The organism is Streptosporangium sp. NPDC050855 (genome assembly GCF_044456585.1).
In the GTDB taxonomy this organism is placed as follows: Bacteria; Actinomycetota; Actinomycetes; order Streptosporangiales; family Streptosporangiaceae; genus Streptosporangium; species Streptosporangium longisporum.
Genome location: NZ_JBITFY010000029.1, coordinates 56,125 through 69,213 on the forward strand (window position 1 = coordinate 56,125; position 13,089 = coordinate 69,213).

Genomic DNA, 13,089 nt, shown 5'->3' on the forward strand with positions numbered 1-13,089 from the left:
GCCGGGGCCGGACGGTGCCGCGCCGCCCCCCGTACGGGCAGGGGCGGCGCGGCGCCGCTCACTTGAGGATCACCGGAAGCTCGGCCAGGCCCCGTACCACCATGCCCTCGTTGCGGCGCGGGTCGTCGACGGCGAGTTCCATGTCGAGCCGGGAGAGCGCGCCCAGCGCGATCTGCGCGGTCATCCTGGCGAGCGGCGCGCCGATGCAGAAGTGGATGCCGTGGCCGAACCCGAGGTTGCGCACGCCGGGACGGCGGGACAGGTCCAGGACGTCGGGGTCGTCGTACACGCGCGGGTCGCGGGCCGCGGCTCCCAGGACGAGCAGGAGCGTCTCCCCCGCCTTGACGGGGGTGTCCCCGACCATGGTGTCCTCCAGCACCAGACGGGAGATCATCTGCGTCGGGCCGTCGAACCGCAGCAGTTCCTCGGTCGCGCCGGCGATCTGGTCGGGGTTGGCGCGCAGCCAGTCGAGCTGGTCCGGGTTGCGCAGCAGGGCGAGCATGCCGTTGCCGATCAGGTGGACGGTGAGCGCGTACCCGGCGCTGATCAGCAGGGTGCAGGTGATGATCAGTTCGCTCTCGGTGAGCCTGTCGCCCTCCTGCTCCGCGGCGACCAGGGCGCTGATCAGGTCGTCGGCGGGTTCGCGGCGCCGCAGGGCGGCCAGTTCGGTGAAGTACCGGTTGAACTGCTCCCTGCCGCCCTGGCGCTGGCCGACCTGGTCGCGGGTGAGCATGAAGTCCGGGTCGAGGCCGCGTCCGATGGCGGCGGACCAGGCGCGGAAGCGGTCGAGGTTGTCCGCCGGGACGCCCATGAGCTCGGCGAGCAGGATGGTGGGCAGCGGGTGGGCGACCGCGTCCATGAGGTCGACCGGTCCCTCCGCGGCGGCCTCGCGGATACCGGCGACCATGCCGGCGACGAGCTCCTCGGCCCTGGGGCGCAGCCCCTCCACCACCCGGGCGGTGAACGCCTTGCTCACCAGCCCCCTCAGGCGGGTGTGGTCGGGCGGGTCCATGAAGGCGAACTGCCGCACGGGGTTGCCGTCGGCGTCCTTGGCGAAGTGGTCGGCGACGAGGTGGCCGTCGCCCCAGCCGTTGCGCGGGTCGGCGAGCGCCTCGGTGACCTCGCGGTGACCGGTCACCACGACGGTGCCCGCGGGGGTGCGGACGGCCGGGCCGCCCTCGGCGATCGCGCGGTAGACGGTGTAGGGGTCGTCGCGGAACGCCGGGTCGAACGGGTTGAACGGCAGCATCTGCGAGATGATGTACTGCCCAGGCTGCTGCGGCAGGGTGGAGGCGGGCAGATCCCGCGGGGCGGGGGCGGGGACGTCGGTGACGCCGTCGTAGGCCACCGGCATCCGCAGGATCACGGTGTGCTTGTTGTCCTTGGCCCACTCGACGGGGCCGGTGAGCCTGATCCGCTCGACCCGGTCGAGCAGTGCCTCCAGGACGAGCCGCACGTCCAGGCGTCCCATCCGCTCGCCCAGGCAGCTGTGGCTGCCGAACCCGAAGGCCAGGTGCGGGTTGTGCGCGCGGCGGATGTCGAAGGTGAACGGGTCGTCGAACACGCTCTCGTCGCGGTTGGCCGACGCCCACCAGAACGTCACCTTGTCCCCGGCCTTGATCTTCGCGCCGCGGAACTCGATGTCCCTGGTCGCGGTCCGCCGGTTGTACGGGGTGGGCGACGCCCAGCGCAGGATCTCCTCGATGGCGCCGGGCAGCAGCGAGCGGTCCCGGCGCAGCGCCTCCCACTGGTCGGGGTTCTCGGCGAGGGCGAGCAGGCCCAGCGCGATCGCGTTGCGGGGCGGCTCGGTGCCCGCGCCGAGCGTCAGGTTGAAGAACACCTCCCGCTCGTACCTGCCGAGCGGTGGCTGGCCGGAGTCGGCGGGGATCTCCGCCCGGCCCACGGCCGACATGAGGTCCTGCGCCGGTGCCTCCTGCTTGCCCTTGAGCAGGCTCGTGCCGTACTGGTACAGCGCCAGCCGGGCCATCTGCGAGCGTTCGTTGTCCTCGCCGGCCTCGCGGTCGTCGAACCCGGTGCTGACGTCGACCCAGCCCAGCAGGGCGTCCCAGTCGTGGCGCGGCACGCCGAGCAGCCGCAGCGCGGCCTTGATCGCGAACTGTCCGGCGACGTCGCGAATGAGGTCGCCCTCGCCCTTGGCCACCGCGCCGGCCACGACGGAGTCCGCCAGCTCGCGCAGGTCGGGTTCCAGCGCCGCGAGCGTGTCGCCCTCCACCCCGGGCGCGACCTGCTCCTTGATCAGCTGGTGGCGGGGGTCGTCCATCATGTTCAGCAGCGTCCCGGCGTGCACCCCGGGGGCCAGGTCGTCGATGTGGGTGCCGCCTCCGGCGCGGCCGCCGCCGCCCTGGGAGGAGAACGCCGGGTCGCTCGCGGCGGCCACCATGTCGTCGTAGCGGCTCAGCACCCAGAATCCCTCGCCGTCGGCGGTCTTGCCGGGCGGGTGGAAGAGGATCTCCTCCTGCCGGCGCAGGCGCGTGAAGACGTCGTGCGGGAAACCTTCGGCGTACCTGCTCCGATCCGACAGGTCGAAGCCGCCGAGGATCGGGGGGAACTCATCAGATGACATGTGACTACCGCTCCGGGTTCGAGGGGACGAGGATCTGCTTCAGTGCGCGGGTGAGCCGTGGGAGGTCGGTCTCCGGCCCGGTGGCGGCGATGTGGCCGTCGGGCCGCAGCAGGACGAACCCGCTGCCGCGGGTGACGCGGTGGCGGTGGGTGACGAGGGCGGGAAGGTCGGCGGCGAGCTCCCGGGCGTGCCGGTCCGCCGGTCCGTCCTGGGGGCCCAGGCTGACCAGGTGGAACCGCCCGGCCGGGCCGGTGCCCGGTTCGAGCGTCCATCCCGGGTGGCGGGTGCCCACCTGCGGCAGGCCCCTGGGCGGGCGGGCCGCGGCCAGGCCGAGCGTGTCGGGGTAGCGGGTCCGCCATCCGGCCAGCAGGGGCGGCAGCTGCGCGGCGAGCACCCCGGCGCGGTGGGCCAGGCCCATGAGCGCGTTGCGCACGCGGTTGGCCGCCGGGCTGAGCACCGCCCTGCGGGTCATCTTGCCGGTGGCCCGTACGATCTGCTCGGCCGCGGCCCGCCGTTCGGCGTCGTAGGTGTCGAGGATCGCCGGGGCGAGGCGGCCCTCGATGACGCCCGCGAGCTTCCAGGCCAGGTTGCGCGCGTCGGCGAAGCCGAGGTTGAGGCCCTGGCCGCCGACCGGTGAGTGCACGTGCGCGGCGTCGCCCACGAGGAAGCAGCGGCCGGCCCGGAGCGTGGCGGCGATGCGCTCGTGGCTGCTGTAGGAGGTGGCCAGGGTGACGTCGGTGAGCCGCAGGTCACCGGGGCCGCGTTCGTCGAGCATGCGCTGCGCCGTCTCGGCCGTCACCGGGGAGCCCGCGGGCAGGGAGCCCTCGGCCATGGCGCCGGCGATCCGCACCCTGCCGCCGGGCAGGGGTGCGATCAGCGCGACACCGGTGCGGCCCAGGTAGTAGTTGACCGCGTCGGCGTCGTACTCGCCCCGCAGGGTGCCCTCGGCGAGCAGGAACGTCACCGGAAGCCGGGTGCCGGAGAAGTCGATGCCGAGCTTTTCCCGGACCGTGCTGCGGTGGCCGTCGGCGCCGATGAGCCATTCGGTCTCCCAGCGGGTCTCGGTGCCGTCCCTGCCGCGCGCGGTCACCGTGACCGCGTCGTCCCGCACGTCCAGGCCGGTCACGCGCAGCCCGCGCTCCACCTTCCCGCCGAGCCTGCGCAGCTCCTCCTCCAGCAGGTCGACGGTGTCCTGCTGCGGCAGGACCAGGGGCGCGTGCAGCCGGTCCAGCGGCAGCCGCAGCACGGTGCCGGGCGCGGTGTGGTAGCTCAGCGCCTTGATCGGCACGGCGCGCTCGTCGGCCTCGGCGCGCAGGCCGAGGTCGTCGAGGAGTTCGAGGGAGGGCGGCCACAGCAGGATGGCGCGCGATCCCCTGCCGGCCTCCTCCTCGGCGTCCAGCAGCGTCACCGGGATCTCGCGGCGGGCCAGCTCGACCGCCGTCATCAGGCCGCAGGGACCGGCTCCCACGATCAAAACCTTGCTCTTGTTCAATTCTCTGCCGCCTCTGGCACCGTCGGGAGGCTCGCCAGCAGGTGCCCGGCGAGCCGTCTGGGGGTCGGATGGTCGAACACGAGGGCGGCCCGCAGCGGCAACCCGGTGGCCCGGCTCAGTCTGTTCCTGAGCTCCACCGCCGTCAGCGAGTCGAACCCGAAGGTGGGTAGTGCGTGGTCGGCGCCGACCAGTCCGGGGTCGTCGAGCCGGAGCACGGCGGCGGCGTGGCCGCGTACCAGGTCGAGCAGCAGGTCCTCCGCGCCGGCCCGGTCGAGGCCGGCGAGCCGTTCCGCGAGCGAGGCGGCCTCGGCCGGGTCCGGCCCGTCCTCGGTCCCGGCCCCGGGTCCGGTTCCGGCTCCGTTCCCGGCTCCTGGTTCGGTTCCGTCTCCGGTTCCGGCGGGGTGGGGGACGTGGCCGCTGGAGAGCCAGTAGCGCCGTGACTCGAACGGGTAGGTCGGCAGGTCCACCGTGCGGGCCGGGGGCAGCGCCGCGGACCAGTCCACCGGCGCGCCGTGCAGGTACGCCTGTGCGACCGCGCCGAGCAGGTCGGCCGGGCCTCCGCGGTCGCGGCGCAGGGTGGGCACCACCGCCGCGGGGGCGCCCGCCGCCTCGACGCTCTCCTGCAGGCCGACCGACAGCACGGGGTGGGGGCTGGTCTCCACGAACAGCGTGTGGCCGTCGTCCAGCAGCGCCCGGGTGGCGTCGGCGAAGCGGACGGGCTCGCGCAGGTTGCGGTACCAGTAGGCGGCGTCCAGCGTCGAGGTGTCGGCGGGACGCCCGGTCACGGTCGAGTAGAACGGCACCTCGGCGGGCTTGGGCACGATCGGCGCCAGCTCGGCCAGCAGCCGGGGGCGGACGGCCTCGACCTGCGGCGAGTGCGAGGCGTAGGCCACCCGCACCATCCTGGCGCGCACCCCGTCGGCCTCGTACTCGGCGAGCAGCTCCGACAGCGCGGCCGACTCCCCGGCGACGACCACGGAGGCCGGGCCGTTGACGGCCGCGATCGACAGGCGGCCGTCGTGGCGTGCCAGCCGTTCCGACACCCGGTCGGCACCGAGCGCGACGGACATCATGCCGTGACGGCCGGTCAGCGTGGTCAGCGTGGTCAGGGCCCTGCTGCGCAGTGCGACGACCCGCGCCGCGTCGTCGAGCGACAGGGCGCCCGCGACGGTCGCGGCGGCGATCTCGCCCTGCGAGTGGCCGACGACGGCCGCCGGGTGGACGCCCAGGGACCTCCACAGCCGGGCCAGCGAGACCATCACGGCCCACAGCGCGGGCTGGACGACGTCGTCCCTGTCCATGCTCGGCGCCCCGGCGTCGCCGCGGAGCACGTCGAGCAGGGACCAGTCCACGTGGGGGGCCAGCGCCTCGGCGCAGCGGGCCGCCTCCCGGGCGAACACCGGCACCGACCCGAGCAGTTCGGCGCCCATACCGGGCCACTGCGCGCCCTGGCCGGAGAACACGAAGGCCACCCTGGCCCCGGCCGGGGGTGCCACGCCCTCGACGAGGTCGGCGGAGGGGCGCCGCCCGGCCAGCGCGTCCAGGGCCCGGTCCAGCTCCTCCGCGCGGGAGCCGATCAGGACCGCCCGGTGCTCGAAGGTGGCGCGGGTGGTGGCCAGCGACCGGCCCACGTCGGCCACGGTCGCCTCCGGCCGTCGCGCCAGGTGCGCGCGCAGCCGTACGGCCTGGGCCCGCAGCGCGCTCCCGGTACGCGCCGAGAGCACCCAGGGCACGGGGCCGCCGAAGGGGTCCCCGGCGCCTTCCCCGGAAGGGGCTTCCTGGGCGTGAACCTGCCCGCCACGAATCTCCCCACCACGGGCCTCCCCGTCACGGCCTTCCCCGCCGGGGCCGGTGAGCGGGACGGGATCGGCGGCCGGGGCCTCCTCGAGGATGGCGTGGGCGTTGGTGCCGCTGACGCCGAAGGAGGAGATCCCCGCGCGTCGGGGCCGCTCACCGGCGGGCCAGGGCCTCGGCGCGGTCAGCAGGGACACCCCGCCGGAGGACCAGTCCACCCGGGGGGTGGGCTCGTCGACGTGGAGGGTGGCGGGCAGCGTGGCATGCCGCATCGCCATGATCATCTTGATCACGCCGGCGACCCCGGCGGCGCCCGCGGTGTGCCCGATGTTGGACTTGATCGACCCCAGCCACAGGGGCCGGTCCTGCGGGCGGTTCTCGCCGTAGGTGGCCAGCAGCGCCTGCGCCTCGATCGGGTCGCCCAGCGGCGTGCCGGTCCCGTGCGCCTCCACGACGTCCACCTGACCGGCCGACAGGCCCGCACCGGCCAGGGCCGTACGGATCACCCTCTCCTGGGAGGGTCCGTTCGGCGCGGTGAGGCCGTTGGACGTGCCGTCCTGGTTGACCGCGCTGCCGCGGATCACGGCCAGGACCGGGTGGCCGTTGCGCCGGGCGTCCGACAGCCGTTCCAGCAGCAGAACGCCCACGCCCTCGCTCCACCCCGTGCCGTCCGCGGCCGCCGCGAACGACTTGCACCGACCGTCGGGCGCGAGCCCCCGCTGCCGGCTGAACTCCACGAACCCCGCCGGGATGGACATCACCGCGACGCCTCCGGTGACGGCGAGCGGGCACTCGCCGAGCCGCAGCGACTGACAGGCCAGGTGCAGCGCCACCAGGGAGGCCGAGCAGGCCGTGTCGACCGTGACCGCGGGTCCCTCCCAGCCGAAGCTGTAGGACAGCCGCCCGGACAGCACGCTGGCCGCCACCCCGGTCATCCGGTAGCCCACCACGTCCTCCGGCGTGGACTGCAGCAGCGCGCCGTAGTCCTGCCCGCTGGAGCCGACGAACACCCCGGTGTGGCTCCCGCGCAGCGTGTCCGGGTCGATGCCGGCGCGTTCGAGCAGCTCCCACGACGTCTCCAGGAGCAGCCGCTGCTGCGGGTCCATCGCCAGCGCCTCACGCGGCGAGATCCCGAAGAACGCGGCGTCGAAGTGTCCCGCCGTGCTCAGGAACCCGCCCTCCCGCACGTACGACGTGCCCGGGTGGTCGGGGTCGGGGTGGTAGAGCGTGTCGATGTCCCAGCCCCGGTCGTCCGGGAAGGGCCCGACCGCGTCGACGCCGGACGCGACCAGCTCCCACAGGTCCTCCGGGGACCGCACGCCCCCGGGGTAGCGGCAGCTCGCCGCGACGATCGCGATGGGCTCGTTGCGCTGCTCCTGCAGTTCCCGCAGCCGCCGGCGGGTCTCGTGGAGCTCCACCGTGGCCCGCTTGAGGTAGTCGCGTAGCTTGTCCTCGTTCACAACCCCGGTCCTTCGTCTCCGAGTTCCGCGTCGAGCAGTCCGAAGAGCTCGTCGTCCGTCGCCGTCTCGACCCGCTCCGCGATGTTCTCCGGCGCGGCGTCCGCCGGGCCGGACGCCAGCTCCGTCACCAGCGCCTGCAGCCGTGCCGTGAGGCGCCGTCGCTCCGGGTCCCCGGCGTCCAGCGCTCCCAGCCTGGCGGCCACCGCGTCGAGCTCGGCGTCGATGGAGAGGCCGGGCGCGGAGTCCAGCCGCGTGTCCAGGAACGCGGCGAGCGCCTCGGGACTGGGATGGTCGAAGACCGCGGTGGCGGGCAGCCTCACCCCGGTCGCGGCCACCAGCCGGTTGCGGAGGCTGACCGCCGCCAGCGAGTCGAAGCCGAGGTCGAGGAAGGGACGGGCCGGGGGGATCGCGTCCGCGGAGTCGTGCCCGAGGGCCACCGCGGCCTCCTCCCGTACGAGGCGCAGGAGCCGCGCGCGCCGTTCGGCCTCGGGCAGGTCGGCCAGCCGCCGTACCAGCTCCGGTACCTGCCCGTCATCGGCCTCGGGCGGGAGCGGCCGCGCCTCCGGCAGGTCACCGATCAGCGGGCGCGTCCGCAACGCCGTGAACACCGGCACGAAACGGTCCCAGTCCATGTCGGCGATCGTGATCGTGGCCCGGTCCTCCTCGACGGCCTGCCACAGCGCGGCCAGGGCGGGCTCGGTGGCCATGGCCGTCACCCCGCGCCGGTGAAGCTGGTCACGCCGTTCGGCCTCCCGCGGGTCGTCCGCCGGTGCCGCCTCGTCCCACAGTCCCCAGGCGACGGAGGTGGCGGTCATTCCGCGTGCCCTGCGGTGCGCGGCCAGCGTGTCGAGATAGGCGTTCGCCGCGGCGTAGGCTCCCTGCCCGCCGCTCCCCCACACGCCGGCGATCGACGAGAACAGCACGAACGCGTCGAGATCGCGGTCCCCGAGCAGCTCGTGCAGGTTCGCGGCGCCGGTCGCCTTCTCGGCGAGAGCCGAGGCCAGGCCGGGCAGGTCCAGGTCGGCCAGCGCCGTCACCTCGGGAATCCCGGCCGTGTGGAAGACGGCGGTGAGATCCGGGACCGCGTCCAGCATGCCCGCGACGCGGTCACGGTCGGCCAGGTCGCAGGCGACGACGGTGACCCGCCCCGCACCGAGCGTGCACAGCTCGGCCACCTGCTCGTCGTGGACGTCCTGGACGTCCTTCCTGTCGTCCCGTCCGTCTCCGGGGTCGCCGAAGTGGCCGGCCGGAGCGTCCGCGGGGCAGGTCAGCAGCAGGTGCTCGGCGCCTTCCGCGGCCAGGCGGCGGGCCACGATCGCGCCCAGGCCGGTGGTGCCCGCGGTGACGAGCGTGGTGCCCCGGGGCCGGAACTCCCGCCGCCGTACCGGTTCACCGGCGCGGACGAGACGGCGGGCCAGGACACCGGACGGGCGTACCGCGACCTGGTCCTCCTCGGCCATGCCCGCCAGCACCCGCGCCAGATGGCCGGACTCCCGCGTCCCGAGGGACGCCGGAAGGTCGACCAGACCGCCCCACAGCCGCGGATGTTCCAGCGCGATCGCGAGTCCCAGCCCCCACGTCTGGGCCTGGACCGGAGCGCTCGGCTCGTCCGGCCCGCCGACCGTGACCGCGCCGCGCGTGGCCAGCCACAGCGGAGCCGTCACCCCCGCGGAGGCCAGGGCCCTGACCAGCTCCAACGTGCCCGCCAGCCCTCGGGAGACGGCAGGATGCGACGGATGCGGCTCGTCGTCGAGGGCGAGCAGGGAGAGGACCCCGCCGACGACAGCCGGGTCCTCCGGCAGGTTCCATGCCTGTGCCGACCCTGCCGACCCTGCCGACCCTGCCGTGAGCCGGACGACCTCGGCTCCGTGCTCCCGTACGGCCGCCTCGCAGGCGTCGGCCAGGGCGTCGATCGCGGAGGCGTTCCCGGGGGTGACGAGCAGCCAGGTGCCGTGCAGGGCGGGCGTGCCCACCTCGCTCAGCGGTTTCCAGTCGACCCGGTAGCGCCACGAGCGGGACCGTTCGGCGGGCGGGGCCGGGGGTGGCTCCAGCCAGTAGCGCCTGCGTTGTAAGGCGTAGGTGGGCAGTTCCACGCGTTCCCCGCGCCCGCCGAGCACGGCCGTCCAGTCCGGACGCGCTCCCCAGACGTGCGCCTGGGCCACGGCGGTGAGCAGGGTCTCTGGTTCGGCTCTGCCGTCGCGCAGGGTGGGCAGGAAGGAGGCGTCGGTCAGGGTGTCCTGGCCCATGGCCGACAGCACCCCGTCGGGGCCCAGCTCGATGAACCTGCCGATGCCGTGGGAGGCCGCGTGGGCCAAGGCGTCGGCGAAGCGGACCGGCCGGCGTATCTGGTCGGTCCAGTAGTCGGCCGAGAAGGTCGTGATCGGCTCGCCGGTCAGGTTGGAGATCACCGGGATCGAGGGGGGCTGGTAGGTCAAACCCTCGGCGATGCGGTGGAAGTCCCGCAGCATCGGCTCCATCCGGGCCGAGTGGAAGGCATGGCTGACGCGCAGGCGACGGCTCTTACGCCCCTGGGAGGTGAGCGTGTGCGCCAAGGCTGCGACGGGTTCTTCGTCACCGGAGACGACCACCGCCTGGGGGCCGTTGACGGCGGCGATCGAGACGCCGTCGAGCAGTAGGTCGGTGACTTCCTGTTCGGTGGCCTGAAGCGCGATCATCGCCCCACCGGCAGGGAGTTCCTGCATCAACCGACCCCGTGCGGCCACCAGCGCGCATGCGTCCTCCAGCGACATCACCCCTGCCACATGGGCTGCCGCCAGCTCTCCTACGGAGTGACCCACCAGGATGTCGGGCCGCACGCCCCACGACTCCAGCAACCGGAACAGGGCCACCTCAAGCGCGAACAGTCCGGCCTGGGCGAACACCGTCCGGTCAAGGATGCCGTCCTCGGAGGAGAAGACCACCTCCCGCACCGAAGGAACGTGCAAATGCGCATCCAGCAGGGACGTGGTCTCGTCGAAAGCACGGGCGAACACCGGGAAGGACCCGTACAGCTCCCGGCCCATCCCCACCCGCTGCGAACCCTGACCGGTGAACAGGAAACCCACCCTGCCCGCCTCGGCCGTCCCGGTCACCACCCCGGGCACCGCACGCCCGGAAGCCAGCGCCTCCAAGCGCTCCAGCAACTGACGACGATCGGCTCCGACCACCACGGCGCGGTGCTCCAGCGCCGCACGGCCCTTGGCCAGCGAGTAGGCCACGTCCACCGCACGCAGGTCCGCATGCCGATCCAGGTGATCGCGAAGACGTCCGGCCTGAGCACGCAACGCGGTGTCGTTCCTGGCCGACATCACCACCGGTATCACCGGTGCGCCCGCGTCTTCGGCCGGCGTCTCGGTCGTCGGTTCGTGCTCGAGGATGACGTGGGCGTTGGTGCCGCTGATCCCGAACGACGACACCGCAGCCCGACGCGGCCTACCCTCATCCGGCCAGTCCCGAGCCTGGGTCAGCAGTTCCACCGCTCCGGCCGACCAGTCCACGTGCGGCGACGGCTCATCCACATGCAACGTCCGCGGCAACACCCCATGCCGCATCGCCATCACCATCTTGATCACACCCGCCACCCCCGCAGCCGCCTGGGTATGACCGATGTTCGACTTCACCGACCCCAACCACAACGGCCGATCCCGCCCCCGACCGTAGGTCGCCAGCAACGCCTGCGCCTCGATCGGATCACCCAGCGTCGTCCCCGTACCATGCGCCTCCACCACATCCACATCACCCGGCACCAGACCCGCATCCGCCAACGCCCGAGCGATCACCCGCTGCTGCGACGGACCATTCGGCGCCGTCAACCCGTTCGACGCACCGTCCTGATTGACCGCACTGCCCCGCACCACCGCCAACACCCGATGACCAAGCCGACGCGCATCCGACAACCGCTCCACCAGCAACACCCCGACACCCTCACCCCACCCCGTACCATCCGCCGACGCAGCGAACGACTTGCACCGCCCGTCAGCGGCCAACCCCCGCTGCCGGCTGAACTCCACGAACATGCCGGGAGAGGCCATCACCGTGACCCCGCCTACCAGGGCCATCGAGCACTCCCCCTGGCGCAGCGCCCGCATCGCCCAGTGCAGCGCCACCAGTGACGACGAGCACGCCGTGTCCACCGTCACCGCAGGCCCTTCCAGACCGAAGGTGTAGGCGAGACGTCCCGACATCACGCTGGTCGCGCCCCCGGTCAGCAGGTAGCCGTCGGAGCCCTTCACGGTCTGGTCGAAGCGGGGACCGTACTCCTGGTACATGCCTCCGACGAAGACTCCGGTGTCGCTGCCGCGCAGCGTGGTCGGGTCGATGCCCGCGTGTTCGATCGCCTCCCAGGAGGTCTCCAGCAGCAACCGCTGCTGCGGATCCATCGCCAGCGCCTCACGCGGAGAGATCCCGAAGAAGGCGGGATCGAATTCACCGGCGTCGTAGAGGAACGCCCCGGACCGGGTGTACGACGTTCCCTGTCGGTCGGGGTCGTCGTCGAACAGTCCCTCCAGGTTCCAGCCCCGGTCGGCGGGGAAGCCCGACACCGCGTCCCGGCCCGAGGCCACCAGGTCCCACAGGCCCTCCGGAGACGACACCCCGCCCGGGAAGCGGCAGGCCATGCCCACGATCACGACCGGATCGGTGTCGGTGGCCGCGACCGGCGCGGACGGGACGACCACACCGGTGGACGCGCCGAACAGCTCACCGTTCAGGAACTCGGCCAGGCCGATCGGGGTCGGGTGGTCGAAGACCAGCGTCGCGGGCAGTCTGTGATCGATCGCCGCACCGAGCCGGTTGCGGAACTCCACCGCGGTGAGGGAGTCGAAGCCGAGCGCCTTGAACTCCCGGTCGACGTCGATCGCCTCGGGTGAGGAGTGCCCGAGCACCGTTGCCGTGTGCAGGCGTACCACGTCGAGAAGTGCACGTTTCCGCTCAGGTTCGGGCAGGGCGGCCAGCGTCCGGGTGAACGTGTTCTCGACGCCGGGTCGTTTGGTGGTTCGGCGGGCAGGAACCCCCCTCACCAACCCCCGCAACAACGCCGGAACCTCCCCCGCAGACCGCAACACCCCCACATCCAACCGAACCGGCACCACCACCCCCTCCCCCACACCCAACGCCACATCCAACAACCCCAACGCCACCCCCGAGGGCAACCCACCAAACCCCAACCGACCCAACCGCGCCACACCCCCCACCCCCAACCCCGCAGAAATCCCACTCCGCTCCTCCCACAACCCCCACGCCAACGACACCCCCACCAACCCCAACCCCCGACGCACCCCCACCACCGCATCCACAAACGCATTCGCCGCCGCATACCCCCCCTGACCCGCACTCCCCAACGTCCCCGACGCCGACGAAAACACCACAAAAAACCCCAAATCCAACCCAGCCGTCACCTCATGCAAAAACCACACCCCATCCGCCTTCGCCCGCAACACCCCCTCACACCGCCCCACCGACAACCCCCCCACCACACCGTCATCCACCACACCCGCCGCATGCACCACCCCCACCAAACCCTCAACCCCACCCACCACCCCCGCCAACGCCTCCCGATCCCCCACATCACACGCCACCACCTCCACCACCGCACCCAACCCCTCCAACTCCCCCACCAAACCCCCCACCCCAGGCGCACCCCACCCCCGACGACTCACCAACACCACCCGACCAACCCCCCACACCCCCACCACATGACGCGCCACCAAACCCCCCAACACCCCCGTACCACCAGTGATCAACACCGCACCATCCGGGTC

Annotated in this window: 4 protein-coding genes and 1 pseudogene; all 5 read right to left on the bottom strand. The window is 73.0% G+C overall.

Translation table 11 applies throughout. The features are described from left to right. Positions 1-58 precede the first annotated feature (58 nt). Positions 59-2,584, bottom strand: a complete 2,526-nt coding sequence (locus ACIBCT_RS37195) for a cytochrome P450 (RefSeq protein ID WP_399196706.1) — start codon at positions 2,582-2,584, stop codon at positions 59-61. Positions 2,585-2,588: 4 nt separating this feature from the next. Further along, the gene (locus ACIBCT_RS37200; RefSeq protein WP_399196707.1) at positions 2,589-4,076 is read right to left on the bottom strand and encodes an FAD-dependent monooxygenase; all 1,488 of its coding nucleotides are present in this window, start codon (positions 4,074-4,076) and stop codon (positions 2,589-2,591) included. Further along, a complete protein-coding gene (locus tag ACIBCT_RS37205) occupies positions 4,073-7,330 on the bottom strand; it encodes a type I polyketide synthase (RefSeq protein ID WP_399196708.1) in 3,258 nt (1,085 codons plus the stop codon). Before ACIBCT_RS37205 ends, ACIBCT_RS37200 begins: the two co-directional genes overlap by 4 nt. Then, on the bottom strand, positions 7,327-12,237 hold the full coding sequence (locus ACIBCT_RS37210; protein WP_399196710.1) for a beta-ketoacyl synthase N-terminal-like domain-containing protein: 4,911 nt from the start codon (positions 12,235-12,237) through the stop codon (positions 7,327-7,329). The genes ACIBCT_RS37205 and ACIBCT_RS37210 overlap by 4 nt, the downstream gene beginning before the upstream one ends. Before the next feature lie 324 nt (positions 12,238-12,561). Beyond that, a pseudogene (locus tag ACIBCT_RS37215) lies at positions 12,562-13,074 on the bottom strand (KR domain-containing protein); the annotation flags it as partial. Between the last annotated feature and the right edge of the window lie 15 nt (positions 13,075-13,089).

Coding starts and splice junctions, on each gene's coding strand:
- ACIBCT_RS37195 (WP_399196706.1), bottom strand. CDS start 2,584: ATGTCATCTGATGAGTTCCCCCCGATCCTCGGCGGCTTCGACCTGTCG.